We start from the raw sequence: 15513 nt of genomic DNA, 5'->3' as shown, positions 1-15513 counted from the left end.
GCGATGAGAGAGTTCCCGAAGGGGTTCCTGTGGGGTGCTGCGACCGCAGCGCACCAGATCGAGGGCAACAACATCAACTCGAACTGGTGGGTTCACGAGAACGAGCCGGGCACCACGATCGTGGAACCCTCGGGGGACGCCGCGGACAGCTACCACCGCTACCGCGACGACATCCGACTGCTCGCCGAGCTCGGGTTGAACTCGTACCGGTTCAGCGTCGAGTGGGCTCGCATCGAGCCAGAGCGCGGCATGGTGTCACGGGCATCCGTCGACCACTACCGGCGCATGGTCGACACCTGCCTTGAGTTCGGCATCGAGCCGATCGTCACCCTCATGCACTTCACGGTGCCTCGGTGGTTCGAGCGCGACGGCTTCTGGCGGGCACCGGATGCCGCATCCCTCTTCGCTCGCTACACCGAGCTAGCGCTGCCCATCGTCTCGTCGGGCGTGCGGTACGTGTGCACGATCAACGAGCCGAACATCGCGGCGATGCTCGCCGGGGGAGAGGACGCCTCGAACCTCGTGGCCTACGGCCTGCCCAAGCCCGACCTGAGGGTGGCGGATGCCCTGCTCGAGTCACACCTGTGGTCGCGGGCGATCCTCGCCGATGTGCCGGGGCTCCACTCCGGTTGGACGGTGGCAACCCAAGCCTTCGAGCCGGCGACCGACGAGAACGGCGCCGTGCTGGAGGGCGCCGAACTGAAGCTCGACGAGATCGCCTACCCCGCTGAGGACTGGTATCTCGAGAACGCGTCGGGTGACGACTTCGTGGGTGTGCAGGCGTACACCCGCAACATCGTCGGGCCGGAGGGCGTGCGACCGCCCGCCACCGACGTCGAGAAGACGCTCACCGGCTGGGAGTTCTGGCCGGCCGCGGCCGCCACCGGCGTGCGCAACGCGTGGAAGCAGTCCGGCCACACCCCCGTGATGGTGACCGAGAATGGCATTGCCACGTCGGACGACTCCCGCCGTATCGAGTACACCCGCGGCGCGCTCGAGGGGCTCCACGAGTGCATCGCCGACGGCATCACGCTCCTCGGCTACCAGCACTGGTCCGCCCTCGACAACTACGAGTGGGCCTCCGGCTTCGCGCCGACCTTCGGTCTCATCGGCTGGGACAAGGAGACCTTCGAGCGCACCCCCAAGCCGAGCGCGCGCTGGTACGGCGACGTCGCCCGCGCTGGCGGCCTGTAGACCTTCCGCCTCCGCGGTTGTTTTTGCTCTTCTCCGGAGGGATGGCCCCGGGGAACCGTCCATCACGTAACCATTGTGACTTGGGCCCACAACCTCCGGAGAAGAGTGAAAAAAGAAGAGGTGATGGTTGCGCTCCGCAAAGAGTGAATGTACAGTCACTCACATGACCGAACGATCCTCGATCCTCTCCACCGCCGAGCAGCGCCGGCCCCTGGTTGCCGCTGCAGCACTCCACGAGTTCGCTCGCGGCGGGTTCCACGGTGCGACGATCGCCGACGTCGCACGCGAGGCGAACATCTCGCCCGCGTACGTGTTCAAGCTCTTCCCGGGCAAGGAGTCGCTCTTCGTCTCCGCGCTCGAGAGGTGCTTCGAGAAGATCGTCGAAGCCCTGGCGGAGGGTGCGGATGCCGCGGCCGACCAGTCGCCGGAGTCCGTGCTCGACGCCATGGGTGGCGCGTACGCCAAGCTCATCAGCGACCGCCAGCTGCTCATGCTCCAGGTGCATGCGCAGTCCGTCGCCGAGATCCCGGAGGTGGGGGAGGCCCTGCGTGCCGGACTCGCGACCGTCACGACATTCGCCAAGCGGCGTTCCGGCGCCTCGGATGACGCGGTCCAGCGTTTCATCGCGTACGGGCAGCTCTGCCATCTGATCGTGACGGCCGGCCTCGAGGACGTGCCGCAGGAGTGGGCGCGGATCCTCAGCCACGGCATCCGTCACCCGGAGTAGGAGCCATGCGCCCTCGTGTCCCTTTTTCATGTCCACAAGAGTGAATGAGCATTCACTCACCACCGCAAGGAGAAACTCATGACCACCACACTCACCCCGCCCGTCGAGGGGCTTCGCAGCACCCACCGCTGGTGGGCCCTGGGGGTGCTCGCGCTCGCCCAGTTCCTGGTTGTGCTCGATGCATCCATCGTCAACATCGCACTCCCCGTGCTGGGGGAACAGCTCGAGATGGATACCGTGGCGCTCGCCTGGGTCATCACGGCGTACGTGCTCGCGTTCGGTGGGCTGCTGCTCCTCGGAGGTCGGCTGGCAGACCGCTACGGGCACCGCCGGGTGTTCGTCATCGGGGTCGCCGGCTTCGTCGCCGCATCCGCGCTCGCGGGGCTGTCGGTGTCGAGCGAGATGCTTCTCGCCGCCCGGGCCCTCCAGGGTGTCGGGGCAGCGCTCCTGGCACCGGCGGCGCTGGCCCTCGTCACCCAGCTTTTCCCGAAGCCTGGCGACCGCGCCAAGGCCCTGGGCATCTGGGGCGGTGTCGCGGGGATCGGCTCGGCCGCTGGCGTGCTGCTGGGCGGCGTGCTCACCTCGGCGTTCGGCTGGCAGTCCGTGTTCTTCGTGAACGTGCCAGTGGGAGTGGTGGTGATTGTCGCGATCCCGTTCCTCGTCAGCCGTGACATCCCGGGGCTGCGGGCCAAGCTCGACGTTCCCGGAGCTGTCACGATCACGGGCGCGCTCGTCGCTGCGGTCGGTGCGCTCAGTGCCGTCGAGCAGGTCGGGTTCGTGCATCCGCTCACCCTCGGTCTCGCGATCGCCGCCCTCGGACTGGGCGTCGCCTTCGTCACGATCGAGCGTCGCTCCCCGGAACCGCTCGTGCCGCTCGGCATCTTCCGCAACCGCAACCTGACCGTCGGCAACGTCGTCATCCTGCTCGTGGGTGGCGCGATGGTGGGGCTCTTCTTCGCGCTCTCCGTGTTCATGCAGGCGGTGCTCGGGTACGACGCCCTGACCGCCGGGCTCACGCAGCTGCCGCTCGCGGGCGCGCTCGTTGTCGCCGCCGGCGTCGCTCCCACGCTGCTGACACGGCTCGGTGCGCCCCGCTCGCTCGCTGGAGGTCTCGTCGTTCTCGCGACGGGTCTCGTGTGGCTCGCGCTCGCTCCGAGCACCGCCGATTTCGTGGCGCATCTCCTCGGTCCGTCGATCGTCATCGGGGCGGGGCTCGGCGTTGCGTTCATCGCAGCCACGAGCCTTGCCGTGGACGGCGTCCAGGGTGGCGAGGCGGGTCTCGCCGGCGGCCTGGTCAACACGAGCCAGCAGATCGGCGGTGCTCTCGGGCTCGCCGTGATGGCAACGGTCGCGGCATCCCGCACCGACGCGCTCCTCCAGTCGGGCACCTCGAGCGCGGACGCCATGACGGGCGGGTTCTCGCTGCTGTTCTTCGGTGCCGCTGTGATCGCGCTCGTCGCGGCCGGGGTGGCCACGCTCGGTCGGCGCTAGCGACCGATCTTGCGTCGACCTGACGCACATCGTTGTTCTGGAAGCTCGTGAGCGACGGTGTGCGTCAGGTCGCGGAGGCCACCCAGGCCCGAATGACGTTGGCGATCACATCAGAGTCGGATGCCGACATCCTGACGCTCGCCCGGATATTGGAGTGCCACGTCAGCAGCCCGTCGGGGTCGCCGTCGAACTGGGGCGCGGCCGCCTTGTCCTCGGCCACCTTCGTGCCCTTGTGCAGGATCAACCGGAGCGGGCCCGATCGCGGCACGTTCATCGTCAGCAGGTCGATGTCACCGAGGGAGTAGTTGGGCGAGTTCCACTTGATGGATTCCGTGAGGCCGGGGTGCGCCGACGTGACGAGCGATCGGAGCGTCTCGGCCTCCCGCCGGCCTTCGGGCGGAAGCGATTCCAGGAACTCATCGATGCTCCTGAACTGATTCGGCACGCCGACCAGCCTAGACCGACGATCCTCCGCGAACGGGTTCCGTGATCGGCACGACGGGCCGTCGGCTTCCGGGCCACCACCACGCGGCTCGGCCGAGGAGGGTCATGATCGCGGGCACGAGGAGGAGCCGGATGATCGTGGCATCCACAAAGACGGCCACCGCGAGCCCGAGGCCGAACACCTTGATCACGGGGCTCGGGTGCAGGGTGAAGCTCAGGAACACCGCGATCATGATGATGGCTGCCGCGGAGATGACGCCGCCGGTCTCTGCGAGGCCCCGAGTGACGGCGTCCTTGGCGGCGACCCCCTTCTTCCAGTGCTCGCGGACGGCGGTGAGGAGGAATACCTCGTAGTCCATCGAGAGGCCGAACAGCACCGCGAAGAGCATCATGGGAACGTAGGGGTCCAACGGCACGGGCCCGTCGAGACCGAAGATCTCGACCCCGTGGCCCTCCTGGAAGACCCAGACGAGCACACCGAAGGCCGCCGTGATGGAGATGACGTTGCACGCGGCGGCTTTGACGGGGAGCACGACGGACTTGAATGCGAACGCCACGAGGACCATCGAGGCGATGATGACGGCGGCAATGAGCCACGGCAGTCTTTCGGCAATCCGATCGCTCAGGTCGATGCGTGTTGCCACGGCCCCTCCGATGTGCGCGTCGAGCCCGCTGTCCGGGATCGTGTCCGACCGCACCTCGTGAACGAGTTCGGCAGTGCTTGCCTCACTCGGGCCGCCCTCCGGGATGACGCGGAACGACGTCACACCGTCCGCTTCGACGGGCGGAGTGACGGATGCCACGTCGTCCCGTGCCGACACCGTTTCGGCCAGTTCCGCCCACGCGGTCTCGTCACCTCCCTCTCCGACTATGGCGAGCACGGCGTTCTGCCCGGCGCCCCAGTGTTCGGCGGTCAGATCGAAGTAGGTCCGCTGGTCTGACCCGGGGAGTGCGTTTCCCGGGCTCGACTGCCCGAGTTGCAACGAGAGGGCTGGTAGTGAGATGACCACGAGGAGGATGGCCGCTGCAGTTCCCGTGATCCAGGGGCGACGGGTCAGGCGCGGTGCCAGCCGGTGCCACGCGCTCGCGCGCGTCGGTGCGCCGGAGTCGCCACGTTCGCGACGCGGCAGTGCACGCCGGCCGACGGCGGCAAGGAGCGCGGGCGACAGGGTCAGTGACGCGGCGACGGCGACGAGCACGACGATTCCCGTGGCGATCCCGAGCCATGCCACGAACTGGACTCCCGAAATCGCCAGTCCGGTCGCGCAGGCGGCGACCGTTATTCCCGCAACAGCGCAGGCCTCACCCGCACTGTGCGCAGTAGCTCCCACCGCGGGCACGATCCCCATGCCGTCTCGCAGGGCAGCGCGGAACCGCGAGAGGAGGAACAGCGAGTAGTCGATCCCCACCCCGAGCCCGACCATGATGGCGAGCGTTATCGCGCTCTCCGAGATGGTGAACTCGTGGCTGAGCATCCATGTGATTCCCACTCCGCCAGCGACGGCGATGATTCCGGTGGCAACGGGGATGAGCGCCGCGAGAGCGGAGCCGAGCGCGATGAACAGCACGATGAGGGCCACGGTGACGCCGATGAGTTCGCTGTTGACCGTGCCGGCCTTGTCGAGTTGTGTGCCGAGTGGCGCACCGATGCCGACCTCGTATCCCGCGTCGCGCGCGGGTTCCAGGGACTCGTCGACGGCGTTGCGCCAGTCCGCCCCCTCCTCCTTCGGGTCGCCGTCGACGACGAGGATGATGGCGTCACCCTCCGGCGCGATGAGGCCTGTCTTCATCGATGCGGCAGGCTCGTCCAGCGGGTTCGCGATCTCGCGTCCGGATGCCGCGGCAAGCCCATCAACGAGGGTGGCAACCAACTCGGTGTCCTCCGCGATGTCCTCGCCCGCGACGATGATGCGGCTGGACGGTGCGGAGGTCGAGTCGTCGGACTCCGACGCCAGCAGGTCATTGGCGATCTGGCTATCCGTGCCGCCGACGATGACGTCGTCCTCGAGTGCGGGTCCGATCGCCCACGCACCCCCGAAGAGCACGGCGACGATCACAACCCACGCGCCGAGCGTGACCCACTTGTGTTCGGCGCACCGCCGGGCGACCGCTGCAACCAGATTCTTCATTCGTGTTCCTCTTCTGTGGGGTCGACTGCCAGGCAGCCGAATAACTTGTTGCTGCCCTGGCCCAGGGCCTGACGGCCAGACCCGAGCGGGACGTGCAGGCTGAGGTCGAGGTATCCGTCGGCGGTGGTGACTCCCGTCACGGCGGGACCGCCGTCCCCGCGTGTCAGCGGGATGCCGTCCTGAAGCATGAGCGCCGCCTGTCCGTCACCGAGCAGCTGTGCGGCGCGCGTCGCGGGTATGGCGATGCCAGCTACCGACACCGAGTCGGCGTGAAAGACCCAGCCGGCCTCGGCGTGGCTGGGAACGAGCAGGATCGTGACGGGCACGGTGAACCCGCGGACGGTCCTCTCGGTCGCCACGGCCAACCCCGCGGGGCTCGAGGTCACCCGCAGATTCTCGAGACCGGTTGCGCACGCTGCGAGCTCAGCGATCGCCGAGTCGGTGATGGTGATCGTCAGGTCCGCGGAGCCTCCGGCCCATTGAAGGACCGCCGGTGTGGCACCCAGGGACACAGTGATGCCATCGCGTCCTGCGGCGACCGAAGCGAGACGATCGGAGATCGATGCTCGCGCGATGAGTTCCGTGGTGATGAGGGCGGCGACGACGAGTACTGCGATGGCGGAGACGGCGATCCAGGTTCTGCGGCGCTTCATGCTGCGATTCCAGCGCTCGCTCCTCCCGACGAGTGGACGGGAAGCTGACGAAATGCTGACGGATTCGTCAGTGCAGCAGCGGCAATCGCGCCTCGACGTGGGTGCCTGTGCCTGCGGTGGAGGTCAGCTCTATCGATCCGCCGTGTGCCGTCACGATGCCCCGCACGATGGCGAGGCCCAGACCGCTGCCGCTGTCCCTGTTGCCCGTGGCGAACCTGTCGAAGACACCTCCCAGCCTGTCGGTGGGGATGCCCACGCCATCGTCGTCGACCGCGAGAACGGCGTCGTTGCCGGTGGCCTTCAGGGAGAGCTCGATCGTTGCCCCGTCACCAGCATGGACGAGGGCATTGCCCACGAGATTCCTCAGCACCTGGAGCAGGGAGAACTCATCGCCGAGAACCATCACGCCTGGTTCGACCCTGGAGGTCACGACGGTATCGCTGCCCATGGATACATCGGCGAGGAACGACTCGGCGAGTGCGCTCAGGTTCACCGGCGTGCGCGACTGCGAGAGAAGGGCTTCGGCCCGCGCCAGCAGGGCGAGCTGATCCACGAGCCGTCGCATCCTGTGGGACTCCTCGACGATGCTGGAGAGCGCGCGTTCGGTGCGCTCGCGATCGTCCGGATTTTGGAAATGCAGTTCAGACCAGCCCTGGATCTTCGTGAGCGGTGTCTTGAGCTCGTGCGACGTGTCGGCGACGAAGTCGCGAAGCTCCTGCTCGGATCGCGCTCGCTTCTCGTCGAGTCGAACCAGCGCGTCCGCGAGCTCGTCCGTCTCGGAGAACCCTGCCGCGACCCCACGGACACCGGTCAAGCCGTCGTCCTCGACTCGCTCCGCCAGGGCGGCCAGGGTGCGCGTCGTACGCGAGACCACGACCGTCACAATGAAGGACGCCGCCACGAGGAGCGCCCCGAGCACGATCACTTCGGCGATGAGAAGCGCGCGGACGAGTCGCTCGGCACCCTCCGTGGCGATTCCGACCAGGGCGCCGGATAGGGGAACATCGCTACCGTCGCGATAGACCGTGCCCGGGTCGAACGTCACTCGCGTGAACGTCATGCTTCGACCGTTGAGTGACTGGTGAGTGGTCGCGCCGGCGCCGGTGGTGCTGACGAGGGAGCTCACGTCGGAGAGGGGGATCGTGGCATCCGCGGAGACGACAACGACGCCGTCATTCGAGTCCAGGAGCACTACGACCGTGGCGACGGGAGCCAGCTCCTGGAGCCGTTCCGAGTCGATCACGCGCACGCCGTCGACGGAGGTGCCCCAGCTGGCCACGGAGAGACCGGCGAGGTAGGCCTGACGTTCCGCGTTCACGTCCACGACGATCCGGAGACCGACCACCGTGGCGATTCCGACCAGAACGATGAAGACTGCAACCACGGCGAGCAGCCGCAGCCGCAGCGTTCGAATCATCGAGCGCGCAGGCCTGCTGGATCGGGTTGTCACGGCGTCTCGACCCGGAGACAGTATCCAAAACCCCGAACGGTCTGGAGCAGGGGAGTCCTCCCGTCGTCGATCTTGCGACGCAGGTTCGAGACGACCTTCTCCACGACCTCGCCCTTGCCGCCGAAGTCGTACTGCCACACGTGTTCGAGGATCTGGTTCCGGGACAGCACGCGCTCCGGATTCTCGAGAAGGTAACGCAGCACACGCAGCTCGGTCGGAGTGACGGAGACGAGGTCGCCCCCGCGAGTGACACGATGTGCCGCAAGGTCGAGGTTCAGGTCCTCGTAGTTCAGGATGTCGGGGTCTGAGCTCACGGAACCACCGCGTCGCAGCACGGCCTCAATCCGTGCGATGACCTCGCTCACGTGGAACGGCTTGGCGATGAAGTCGTCAGCGCCTCCGCGGAGACCGGCTACACGCGCCGAGACATCGCCCGACGCGCTCAGAAGAATGAGTGCGGCACCGGGGTTACTCGCTCGCAGGGGCGCGATGATGTCGAACGCATCCACCTCGGGCAGCCACCGATCCAGGAGGATCACATCGAACTCGCCGTCACGGGCGATCCGGAGTGCGTCTGCTGCCGATGCCACCACGTGGGTCGCGTAGCCCTCGGAGCGAAGCATGTTCTCGAGGAGCAGGCCGATACCCGCGTCGTCGTCCACGACGAGAACGCGTCGGGGAGCTTCCTCTCCTCTGGCCTGCACGACTAGATGCTATGCGCTGGTCCGGAGAAGCCATGGAACACGAATCAATTGAAACGGAGCAAACATCTCCGTTTAGGTGTACTCTGATCGAAGTGGAGGAGCAACCTCCGTTTATCTTCTCAAGGAGAACACAGTGAGTTCAACCGATACGGCTGCCTCGCCGATCGTCGAGGCAGGGGACGCCGCGCGGCAATTCGCTCGTCGCTGGTGGATCCTCGCGACCATCGGCCTCGCCCAGACGATGGTGGCCCTCGACGGCACCGTCATGAACATCGCACTGCCGAGCGCCCAGGCCGAACTCGGCTTCGACGACGGCAGCCGCCCGTGGATCATCACGGCCTACTCCCTCGCCTTCGCGAGCCTCCTGCTCCTGAGCGGTCGCCTCGCGGACCGCTTCGGTCGCAAGAACATCTTCATCATCGGCCTCGCCGGATTCGCCGTGGCCTCTGCCGTCGGTGGCGCGGCCATCAACTTTGAGATGCTCGTCACGGCCCGCGCCGTGCAGGGGGCCTTCGCTGCGCTTCTCGCGCCCGCCGCGCTGGCGCTGCTCACGACGACGTTCACCAACGGCCGCGAGCGTGCCCGTGCGTTCGGCGTCTTCGGCGCCATCGGCGTCGGCGGACTGACCATCGGGCTCGTGCTCGGCGGCGCGCTCACGGAGTACCTCTCGTGGCGCTCGACGATGTACATCAACCTCCTGTTCGCGATCCCCGCGATCATCGGGGCGATCATCCTCCTCGGCCACGCCGTGCGCTCGACCGAGCGCGCGCCCATTGACATCCCGGGCACCCTGACGGTCTCCGCAGGACTGTTCTCGCTCGTCTACGGTTTCTCGCGCGTGGAGAGCGATGGGTGGGATGCCCCGATCACCATCGCCTTCCTCGCGGCCGGCGTCATACTGCTCGCCGTGTTCTTCGTGCTGCAGGCACGTCTGGCCAGGCCGCTACTGCCACTCCGCGTCATCCTCGACCGCGAACGCGGGGGCGGACTGCTCGGCATGCTCCTCTCGACCGCCGGCATGCTCGGCATGGTCTTCCTCCTCGCGTACTACGTGCAGGGCATCCTCGGATACTCCGCCGTGCAGACCGGCATCGCGTTCCTGCCCATGCCGATCGCCCTCGCCACCTCCGCGATCATCATCGCGCCGAGGGTCTCGCGTCTCCTGGGCCCGAAGATCTCGGTGCCGCTGGGCTTCCTGATCGGTGCCACCGCGATGCTTCTCCTCACGCGCATCACCACCGAGGACGCCTACGTCGCGCACATCCTGCCGAGCCTGATCCTCCTGGGTCTCGGTCTCGGCCTCGCGATCCCGACGAGCACGAGCATCGCCACGATGGGCCTTCGCCGCGAGGACACGGGCGTCGGATCGTCCCTCGTCAGCACGGTGCAGCAGGTCGGCGGCGCGCTCGGTGTCGCCATCCTGAGCTCGGTCGCAGCGACCGCCGCAGTTGACTATGTCGCCGAGCACGCCGCGACGGCAACCCTGCCCCTCGAAGCTGCCGTCCACGCCGACACGATCGCGTTCTTCGTCTCGGCCGGGCTGTTCCTTCTGGGAGCGGTCGTCACCGCTACTCTGCTTCGTCCGGGACGCGTCACGGACGATAGTGACGAGCCCGCGGGGATAATGGCAGCATGACCACTTCGGGTGCGACGAAGCACGTCCGCAAGGACGCTGCCCGCAATCGCGCCCGTCTCCTCGAGGCCGCGCGCGAGGTATTCGCCGAGCGCGGCCTCGAGGCGACTCTCGACGACGTCGCGGGCCGCGCTGGTGTGGGCATCGGTACGGCCTACCGGCACTTCGCCAACAAACAGGAACTGGCGGCGGAGATCCTCATTGCATCGTCCGATCGGATGGTGGCCGAAGCCCAAGCGGCGCTCGAGGCCGAGGATGCCTGGGAGGCACTCGTCGGCTTCTTCGAGGGTGCGATCGAACGGATGTCACAAGACCGCGGTCTTCACGACACACTCGTCCAACAGCGCGGCCCCGTCACGTCCTCGCCCTTCCGTGAGGCGCTCATCGAGGCGATCGTCGAACTCTTCGAGCGTGCCCAGCGCGCCGGAGTGATCCGCCCGGACGCAGTGCCCACCGATGTCGCCCCGATCTTCGGCATGATGGGCGTCGCCATCGACATGGCCTCGGCGAGTTCCCCAGACCTCTGGCGTCGTTACCTGCAGCTGTGGTTCGACGGTCTGCGTGCGCACGACGTGGAGCCGCTCTCGACACCGCCTCTCGCGATCGAAGAGGTGAGCGCGGCGCTCGCGGCGGGCAAGCGCCACAAGTAGTCGCTACGGGCGCCCGACCAACACCGACAGGACGAGCGCCAGCCCCCAACTCGCGAGACTGCCGATGAGAAAGTACTCCGGATCCTTGCTCGGCGGGTCGCCAGCCTTGCGCTTGCGCACGCTGCGCGACAACTCCGGGAACCGTACGACACCCTTGGCCGCGAGCACGCCTCCGATCGCGGCGAACTGACCAGCTGCCGCGAGGCCGAATACGAGGAGCCGCTCGAGCGGGCCGATGATTCGCCCACCCTTGAGCTCGCTCGAGTCCTCGCTGAGTCCTGATCGGGGCGACTCGGATGCCAGCACCAGCCGCACCACGATGTTGGAGGTCTCCAGCAGGAACAAGCCGCAGCCGAGAAGCAGCACGATCTGACCGGACTGCAGGAACGTCGGCAGGTTGTTGAACGACTGCACCCAGGCGTCGATCCTCCCGGGGCCCGGTGCCGAGGGGAGGAGGGTGACCGCGACGAGCGAGACAACGAGGGCCAGGAGAGGCCAGCGCGTGCTTGCCCGCCCGCCGGGAGTGCTGAGCACCCAGGCGACGGTGAACACGAAGGGCACGAGTATGAGGAGGGGCGAGATTCCGCCGTACTCGACACCCAGCACGCCGACGGCGAGGGCGAGCGTGAGCCCACGAAGGGCGGCCCAGCGGCTGGCTGTGCGGGGCAGGCCGCGCGTGGCATCCGCGATGCCGAGCATGACGAGGTAGTAGCCGAGCAGGATCATCGTGCTGCCTCCAGGAGTTGCGTGGATGCGCTCAACGCGCTCGCCGAACCCTTGCCGAGGGTTGCGGAGACGGTGGGCTGGGTGACGCCGAGTGCCTCGGCGATCTCGCGCTGGGTCTCGCCGAGTAGCTGGCCGAGCAGGGCCCGGCGGCTGTTGGGGGACTGGGTGGCGAGGAGCTGGTCCCGGCAGAGCAGGTACGCGTTGGTGATGGCGGCGTCCGCCAGGTGTTCGTGGGTGCGCTCGACCGAGACCCAGGTGCGCAGCCAGGGCTCGCGGTCGTCCTCGCGGCTCTTCGTCTCGGTGATGGCGGCGCGGGCGTTCCACCAGGCGCTCCCATCACGGATGGGGTTTCCAGCGTTGTCGTCGATGTCGCGGGAGTCGCCGACGCCGATCCCGAAGCGGCAGTCGAGATCGTCGGGCAGTGCCAGGCGCACGAGAATCGTGGCGGCGAGAGCGTCGCGGAGGGTGGCGTACATCCCCTGGAATTCGTCTCCGACCGTGGGTCGGAGCGGAATGAGCGCCGCCCTCGCGCGATTGGCCACCTCGAGTGCCTCGATGACCTGTCTCTGTGCGAGCGCTCGATCGGCGTGCTGGCGGGAGCGCACGAGATCGACGATCACGGCCGCACCCTCGAGTTCGTTCATGGAGAGAAGCATAGGCCTATATTGGGACAAATATAGCTAAAACATCTATATTTTACGAATTATAGATCCGACTAGCGCAGGCGAACCGATCGAATCTGGCCGTCCTGGCGCAGTTCCACGGCGCCGACGGACTTGAGGAAGTCCGTGAACGACTTGAACCCGATCCGCTTCTCGTCGAAGCTCGCGTCCAGTCGTTTGATCTGACGCTTGAGCGCCGACGCCTCGACCCATTCGTCGAGATCCCCCGGGCGCTTGACGCGCAGGGCGCGCACGAGCAGGTCTGCGGCATCCTTCTGCGGGTCGGGAGGGGACTGCTCGACAGTCGCGGGCGCGCTCGCCCGGCGGCGCGTCTTCGCGACCGCGGGAGCGGGGTCGGCAGCGGTTTCTGCGACGACGACCGGCTCCACCGCAGGCTCCTCGGCCTCGACGGTCGGGGGAGGAGTGTCGACGAGATCCTCGTAGTACGAGAACTCGTCGCACGCACTCTTGAAGGCAGCGCTCGTGGACCCCGTCACCCCGATGCCCACCACAACGCGGCCCATGCGGCGGGCGCGTTGGGCGAGAGGGATGTAGTCGCTGTCGCCCGCGACGATCACCACATGCGTGATGTCCTCCAGGCGGAAGAGGTCCTCGACGACATCGATAGCGAGGCGGATGTCAGCACCGTTCTTGGTGCCAGCCGTGTTGAACAGCTGCACGAGGTCGACGGCGCGGTCGATCAGCTGCTTCTGGTAGCGCGTGTTGGCGGGAGCGGCCCAGTCCGCATAGGCGCGGCTGATGGCCACTGCCCCGAAGGATGACGCGAAGTCGAGCACCGCGCCGATGTCGACGGTCGCCTGCTGCAGCTTCTCCGCGGTCTTGCCTGCGGCGTTGCGTGCCTTGTCCTTCATGAAACTGCTGCGACCGAAGACGTGGTCGTACTGCGAGATGACGATGTTGTCGAAGTCGATGTAGACCGCGACGCGCGGGTCGAGCTGCTCAGCCATGCTGCCTCCTGAGATCGCCGATGTCGCAAGTCTCCCACGGCGCCGAGTGGCCAACCCCGCTCAGCCGCCGCCAAGCAAACGCCCAGCACCTTTCTACCCCTCTTCGGGTGACAATAGGTGAACGAACAAGGGACGGGGACTCCCATGGCGGTTTTCACGAAGAATGCCCGGACGAAGGCTGATCGCATTGCAGCGGTCGTCGGTCTAGGAGCATTCGCAGCAGGTATGACACTCATCGTGTCCGGCGCGGTGGCCGGTCCGACGGTGCCTCCGAGCGCGACGATCGTCTCGTCTCCTATCCCCGGCGAACCGGTCACGACCACCACAAGTTCGACCGCTCCACCCACGAGTCCGACCCGCGAGCCGCGCGTGTACCAGGAGACGACCACTACAGAGGGCACGGGCAATGGAACCGTCACGGTGACGTCCCCGGGCGTAGCCGACGGTCCCTGGCTCGGTAGCCAGGCGGCGGATGTCACGTTCCAGGTGATGCTCGTGACCGTGGCGTCGCTGCTCCTCGCCTACGCCTGCCGCCGCGTGCTGCTGGGGGAGTACGGGATGCGAGCGGCCGCAGCATCCGGCGCTCCCTCCAGCCGTCAGGCCATCGCCGAGGACGAGGCGACCCGCGTGAAACAGGATGTCGCGGCGGCACGCGAGGCGCAGGACCTCTCGCGTCCGCTCTTCGAGCGGGCTCCCGTGGCCGACCCTCGCCTCCGTCTCCTGCAGAACCGGATCGCGCTCGAACTCGAGGTGCGCAAGCTCGCCCAGGAGAACGACCTGCCGAGCAGCCTCACGATCCCCTTCGTCGTGAAGGGTCTCGTCGGTGCGAAGAAGATGTCGCCGAAGCTGGGCGGTGCGGTCGTCGCGCTGAGTGATGTCGGCGAGCGCATCGGGCATGGCGCCGATGTCTCCCTGGATGCGACCGCCCTGCTCGCGGACGCCTATTCACAGGCGCTCGCCACGGTGGGCGGCAAGATCCGCTAGCCGATTGCGCCCGCGTGCCCGCTGTGGAGATGCGCGAAGAATCCCTAAGGTGATTCACATGACGGGGGAGAAGCGCTGGATCGGCTACAAGCGGCACTGGATTCCGCTGCTCGCACTGGGTCTCGGGCTCGGTGCCGCGGCATGGTGGTTCCTCAGCCCGTGGCCTGCAGCGCTGCTGATTCGCGGGATGTTCGAACGCGGAGCCCAGGACACGGTCGCGGAGATGGAACCATTCGTGCCCGTCTCGGGTGTCGACGCCCAGCTGGGTCTGTCCTACTCGAAGAACCCCGACACCACGTTCGACCTCTTCCGGCCGGAGGGCGAGACGGGGCCGCTTCCCACGGTGATCTGGATCCACGGCGGTGCCTGGATCTCGGGCAACAGCCAGAACGTGGACCCCTACCTCCAGATGATCACCTCGCACGGCTACACCACCGTGAGTCTCAACTACACCGTCGCACCCGAGGCGGCCTACCCCGTTGCGATCACGCAGCTCAACGAGGCGCTGGCCTATCTCGTGGCGAACGCCGACGACCTCGGTATCGATCCGGATCGCATCGTCATCGCCGGCGACTCCGCCGGTGCCAACCTCACGAGCCAGCTCGCGGTCATCACCACCAATCCCGAGTACGCCTCGCTCGTCGGTATCAACCCCGCACTCGCGCCGGAGCAACTGAAGGGTGTGATCCTCAACTGCGGGATCTACGACGTCAGCGGCATCCCGAACGCTCCCGGCATTGGAGGCTGGGGCTTCCGTATCGCGCTCTGGTCGTACCTGGGGGAGAAGGACTGGTCGAACACGCCCGGCGGCCAGGAGATGTCGACCCTGGACTACGTCACCGCGGACTTCCCGACGACGTGGATCTCCGGCGGCAACGGCGACCCGCTCACGGATGCGCAGTCCAAGCCGCTCGCCGACAAGCTCGGGTCCCTCGGCGTTGACGTCGAGACCCTGTTCTACCCCGCCGACCACGAGCCCTCGCTCCCGCACGAGTACCAGTTCCATCTGGACTTCGGGGATGCCCAGTCCGCCCTGGTCTCAACGCTCGACTACCTCGACCGGGTGATCGGGCGCTAGCAGTACGGGCAACGTCGGAC

Annotated in this window: 15 protein-coding genes; 7 read left to right on the top strand and 8 right to left on the bottom strand. The window is 67.2% G+C overall.

What is annotated here, in order from left to right:
• Nucleotides 1–3 precede the first annotated feature (3 nt).
• From HDC94_RS11685 to HDC94_RS11675, 3 genes are all read left to right on the top strand, one after another.
• The gene (locus HDC94_RS11685; protein WP_179497749.1) at nucleotides 4–1194 is read left to right on the top strand and encodes a glycoside hydrolase family 1 protein; all 1191 of its coding nucleotides are present in this window, start codon (nucleotides 4–6) and stop codon (nucleotides 1192–1194) included.
• Between the two features lie 163 nt (nucleotides 1195–1357).
• Nucleotides 1358–1921, top strand: a complete 564-nt coding sequence (locus HDC94_RS11680) for a TetR/AcrR family transcriptional regulator (RefSeq protein WP_179497747.1) — start codon at nucleotides 1358–1360, stop codon at nucleotides 1919–1921.
• A gap of 78 nt (nucleotides 1922–1999) precedes the next feature.
• A complete protein-coding gene (locus tag HDC94_RS11675; RefSeq protein ID WP_179497745.1) occupies nucleotides 2000–3412 on the top strand; it encodes an MFS transporter in 1413 nt (470 codons plus the stop codon).
• Nucleotides 3413–3476: 64 nt separating this feature from the next.
• Here the strand turns inward: HDC94_RS11675 and HDC94_RS11670 are convergent, their stop codons facing one another.
• The 5 genes from HDC94_RS11670 to HDC94_RS14915 form a co-directional block, all read right to left on the bottom strand.
• Nucleotides 3477–3857 carry a DUF1801 domain-containing protein gene (locus HDC94_RS11670; protein ID WP_179497743.1) on the bottom strand — a complete coding sequence of 127 codons (381 nt, stop codon included), beginning with the start codon at nucleotides 3855–3857 and terminating at the stop codon, nucleotides 3477–3479.
• A gap of 10 nt (nucleotides 3858–3867) precedes the next feature.
• Nucleotides 3868–5985, bottom strand: coding sequence for an MMPL family transporter (locus HDC94_RS11665; RefSeq protein ID WP_179497741.1), 2118 nt, complete (start codon nucleotides 5983–5985; stop codon nucleotides 3868–3870).
• Complete coding sequence (locus HDC94_RS11660; RefSeq protein ID WP_179497739.1) at nucleotides 5982–6638, bottom strand: hypothetical protein; 657 nt, start codon at nucleotides 6636–6638, stop codon at nucleotides 5982–5984. The genes HDC94_RS11665 and HDC94_RS11660 overlap by 4 nt, the downstream gene beginning before the upstream one ends.
• Nucleotides 6639–6705: 67 nt before the next feature.
• On the bottom strand, nucleotides 6706–8088 hold the full coding sequence (locus HDC94_RS11655; RefSeq protein WP_179497737.1) for a cell wall metabolism sensor histidine kinase WalK: 1383 nt from the start codon (nucleotides 8086–8088) through the stop codon (nucleotides 6706–6708).
• Nucleotides 8085–8792: a response regulator transcription factor gene (locus HDC94_RS14915; RefSeq protein ID WP_179497735.1), complete on the bottom strand. Its 708-nt coding sequence runs from the start codon at nucleotides 8790–8792 to the stop codon at nucleotides 8085–8087. Before HDC94_RS14915 ends, HDC94_RS11655 begins: the two co-directional genes overlap by 4 nt.
• A 133-nt stretch (nucleotides 8793–8925) precedes the next feature.
• Between HDC94_RS14915 and HDC94_RS11645 the strand changes: the two genes are divergently transcribed.
• Both HDC94_RS11645 and HDC94_RS11640 read left to right on the top strand, forming a co-directional pair.
• Entirely contained in the window at nucleotides 8926–10428 is a 1503-nt protein-coding gene (locus HDC94_RS11645) for an MFS transporter (protein ID WP_218870567.1), read from the top strand.
• Nucleotides 10425–11075: a TetR/AcrR family transcriptional regulator gene (locus tag HDC94_RS11640; RefSeq protein WP_179497733.1), complete on the top strand. Its 651-nt coding sequence runs from the start codon at nucleotides 10425–10427 to the stop codon at nucleotides 11073–11075. Before HDC94_RS11645 ends, HDC94_RS11640 begins: the two co-directional genes overlap by 4 nt.
• Before the next feature lie 3 nt (nucleotides 11076–11078).
• Here HDC94_RS11640 and HDC94_RS11635 read toward each other — a convergent pair whose 3' ends face one another.
• The 3 genes from HDC94_RS11635 to HDC94_RS11625 form a co-directional block, all read right to left on the bottom strand.
• The gene (locus HDC94_RS11635; protein ID WP_179497731.1) at nucleotides 11079–11801 is read right to left on the bottom strand and encodes a hypothetical protein; all 723 of its coding nucleotides are present in this window, start codon (nucleotides 11799–11801) and stop codon (nucleotides 11079–11081) included.
• The gene (locus HDC94_RS11630; RefSeq protein ID WP_179497729.1) at nucleotides 11798–12445 is read right to left on the bottom strand and encodes a SatD family protein; all 648 of its coding nucleotides are present in this window, start codon (nucleotides 12443–12445) and stop codon (nucleotides 11798–11800) included. The genes HDC94_RS11635 and HDC94_RS11630 overlap by 4 nt, the downstream gene beginning before the upstream one ends.
• A gap of 71 nt (nucleotides 12446–12516) precedes the next feature.
• Nucleotides 12517–13431, bottom strand: a complete 915-nt coding sequence (locus HDC94_RS11625; protein WP_179497727.1) for an NYN domain-containing protein — start codon at nucleotides 13429–13431, stop codon at nucleotides 12517–12519.
• A 225-nt stretch (nucleotides 13432–13656) separates the two neighbouring features.
• On the opposite strand from HDC94_RS11625, the gene HDC94_RS11620 reads away from it, so the two are divergent.
• Both HDC94_RS11620 and HDC94_RS11615 read left to right on the top strand, forming a co-directional pair.
• Nucleotides 13657–14415, top strand: coding sequence for a hypothetical protein (locus tag HDC94_RS11620; RefSeq protein WP_179497725.1), 759 nt, complete (start codon nucleotides 13657–13659; stop codon nucleotides 14413–14415).
• Between the two features lie 58 nt (nucleotides 14416–14473).
• Nucleotides 14474–15493: an alpha/beta hydrolase gene (locus HDC94_RS11615; protein ID WP_179497723.1), complete on the top strand. Its 1020-nt coding sequence runs from the start codon at nucleotides 14474–14476 to the stop codon at nucleotides 15491–15493.
• The last annotated feature ends 20 nt before the right edge of the window (nucleotides 15494–15513 follow it).

The sequence above is a fragment of the Leifsonia sp. AK011 genome, from assembly GCF_013410945.1.
Taxonomy (GTDB): domain Bacteria; phylum Actinomycetota; class Actinomycetes; order Actinomycetales; family Microbacteriaceae; genus Rhodoglobus.
The sequence above is the reverse complement of the archived record's forward strand: the minus strand, read 5'-3'. Positions and strand labels throughout refer to the sequence as shown.

Coding starts and splice junctions, on each gene's coding strand:
- HDC94_RS11685 (WP_179497749.1), top strand. CDS start 4: ATGAGAGAGTTCCCGAAGGGGTTCCTGTGGGGTGCTGCGACCGCAGCG.
- HDC94_RS11680 (WP_179497747.1), top strand. CDS start 1,358: ATGACCGAACGATCCTCGATCCTCTCCACCGCCGAGCAGCGCCGGCCC.
- HDC94_RS11675 (WP_179497745.1), top strand. CDS start 2,000: ATGACCACCACACTCACCCCGCCCGTCGAGGGGCTTCGCAGCACCCAC.
- HDC94_RS11665 (WP_179497741.1), bottom strand. CDS start 5,985: ATGAAGAATCTGGTTGCAGCGGTCGCCCGGCGGTGCGCCGAACACAAG.
- HDC94_RS11660 (WP_179497739.1), bottom strand. CDS start 6,638: ATGAAGCGCCGCAGAACCTGGATCGCCGTCTCCGCCATCGCAGTACTC.
- HDC94_RS11640 (WP_179497733.1), top strand. CDS start 10,425: ATGACCACTTCGGGTGCGACGAAGCACGTCCGCAAGGACGCTGCCCGC.
- HDC94_RS11635 (WP_179497731.1), bottom strand. CDS start 11,801: ATGATCCTGCTCGGCTACTACCTCGTCATGCTCGGCATCGCGGATGCC.
- HDC94_RS11630 (WP_179497729.1), bottom strand. CDS start 12,445: ATGAACGAACTCGAGGGTGCGGCCGTGATCGTCGATCTCGTGCGCTCC.
- HDC94_RS11625 (WP_179497727.1), bottom strand. CDS start 13,431: ATGGCTGAGCAGCTCGACCCGCGCGTCGCGGTCTACATCGACTTCGAC.
- HDC94_RS11620 (WP_179497725.1), top strand. CDS start 13,657: ATGACACTCATCGTGTCCGGCGCGGTGGCCGGTCCGACGGTGCCTCCG.
- HDC94_RS11615 (WP_179497723.1), top strand. CDS start 14,474: ATGACGGGGGAGAAGCGCTGGATCGGCTACAAGCGGCACTGGATTCCG.